Source organism: Veillonella seminalis, from assembly GCF_003992065.1.
In the GTDB taxonomy this organism is placed as follows: Bacteria; Bacillota; Negativicutes; order Veillonellales; family Veillonellaceae; genus Veillonella_A; species Veillonella_A seminalis.
This window is the reverse complement of record NZ_RQUZ01000023.1, coordinates 1-1968: the sequence shown is the minus strand read 5'-3', so window position 1 is coordinate 1968 and position 1968 is coordinate 1. Positions and strand designations below refer to the sequence as shown.

Sequence of the window (1968 nt, the reverse complement as noted above, 5' to 3'; positions counted from 1 at the left end):
ACCCAGGAGAGATTCGAACTCCCGACCTTTTGATTCGTAGTCAAACGCTCTATCCAGCTGAGCTACTGAGTCATATGTAATTATCAAGTTGTAAGTGAGCAAAAATGGTGACCCAGGAGAGATTCGAACTCCCGACCTTTTGATTCGTAGTCAAACGCTCTATCCAGCTGAGCTACTGAGTCATAACTTGCCACTCGAATATGATACCATAATATACCGTTCATTGCAAGGAAAATTTTTCTTATATTTTACATTTCCTTAAGAATAGAACGAGCGACCACGAAGGCCGCCTTCTATATTATGGATGGCAGGGGCAGTAGGACTTGAACCCACAACCAACGGTTTTGGAGACCGCTACTCTACCAATTGAGCTATACCCCTATGTAGTACCAAGTCACACTTGATACTAGAATATAATACCAAATATTGAGGTAAATGTCAAACCTTATTTTAGAAGATATTTCTTAGTAAAAGAGTTGTAAAAAACATCTCTATCAGAATAATGCCTCAATCAGCATTTTATAGTGAGCAATATTATTCTCATGAAACGGCGAAAGCTTACCTAAAAACTTACGATTATGCAACTCGTGATAGTCTTTCTCTTTGTCATAGGCATACATAGCGTTCATTAAAGCATCAGCACCACCGTATGCATCAAATTGATCATAATAATAGCCGATATTTTCCTTCTTTAGAAATTCTGAATTATGTACCAACGGATAGCCTCCATAGAGAGCTTCGTAATATAAATAATTGAGCCCGCATTCCCACTGAAAGGCCAGCACTATATCCGTATACTTCCCTAAGAACTCCGGTGTCATAAAGCGAGCTTCCACAGACATAATATTTTGTCTTACCAGTTCCGTAAAGCCAATAAAATTATAAAAGGCGTGCACATTCTTTTTATCTACCGTACCGCAAAGATACACATGCTTGAGTAAATTGTTATTGCGTCTATATACTTCTTCTGCTATCAGTACCGGTGTCATGCAATTTTTTAAAACCGAAATATTAGGCTCCATCACGGCAACACGACGTTGCTCCGTATCACCGGGATTATAACCGAATACGCCTTCCAACCCTAATTCTTTAATCTTTGCATCAATAAATAAAGGACTCCATAAATGCGGTACTTCAAAAACCGGTGAACGGGTAATAATCTCTACATACGGTCTATTGGTTTTCATCAAATGAGGGGTAATCCAAACAGCATCATAGCGAGTCCCGTTGAAAGCTCGTCCGCCCGGTTGAGCATGAACAAATTTTTCCATATCCATGATGAAATCATTCCCCATACGATATGAAATAATCTTGGCCCCTTGTGAGCGAAAGGCACGTGCTATCGCCGGTTCTAAAGCTAAGGTCCCTTCAATAAGTAAATCGGTTCTATTTACTACTTCATGGTATTCGTAATACTTTACATTAAAATCCTGAAATTGGCTCGGTAAGCTGGTAAGCTCATTTCCCCAATAAACAAAATATACTTCATTTACAAACTCTATTTGCTCTAAACAAAGTTTTAGAAAGAACATATTTTGGCCGGCCCCATTTGACCAAATATGTTGATAGGAATCCCCCCAAAAGAAAGTAATTCCTATGTTAATCTTCTTCTGCATGACTACCCCTCTTCCCGATTTATTATAAATGTATGATTTAGTGCTGCTTTAATGTTGGGTACTAAAATTATCAATAAAAACGGATATTGAATACTCATTTCAAGGAAATTCTAACACAGTTTAGAGGATGGTACAAGGTAAAGGGGGAAAATAAGAGGAATTTTAGGTGCTTAGGTGCTTCTCCGCATTGCTTCGCTCGCTGCGGTTTATGTTAGTAGGCACGCTGAGTACGTCCAGCTCTAATCAGCGACTACCCTATCATTCTCGCTATCGCTCTAAAGAAAGTGATGCAATACGATTTGTGCGTCGCTTTGCTCCTTCAAATCGTTTGCCCTACTTTTCCCATGGCCAA

The 1968-nt window shown here is 39.2% G+C and carries 2 protein-coding genes and 2 tRNA genes; 1 reads left to right on the top strand and 3 read right to left on the bottom strand.

Translation table 11 applies throughout. From position 1 onward, the window contains the following. Positions 1 to 105: 105 nt before the first annotated feature. From EO126_RS10630 to EO126_RS10620, 3 genes are all read right to left on the bottom strand, one after another. Positions 106 to 182 (bottom strand) — tRNA-Arg (locus tag EO126_RS10630). A 123-nt stretch (positions 183 to 305) separates the two neighbouring features. Further along, positions 306 to 381: transfer RNA gene (locus EO126_RS10625), tRNA-Trp, on the bottom strand. A gap of 113 nt (positions 382 to 494) precedes the next feature. Beyond that, positions 495 to 1616 (bottom strand): DUF2827 family protein, encoded by a 1122-nt coding sequence (locus tag EO126_RS10620; protein ID WP_127008814.1) that lies wholly within the window; start codon positions 1614 to 1616, stop codon positions 495 to 497. Positions 1617 to 1782: 166 nt separating this feature from the next. Between EO126_RS10620 and EO126_RS10865 the strand changes: the two genes are divergently transcribed. Next, positions 1783 to 1968 (top strand): hypothetical protein (locus EO126_RS10865; RefSeq protein WP_206168776.1); only part of this gene is annotated, 186 nt, incomplete at its 3' end.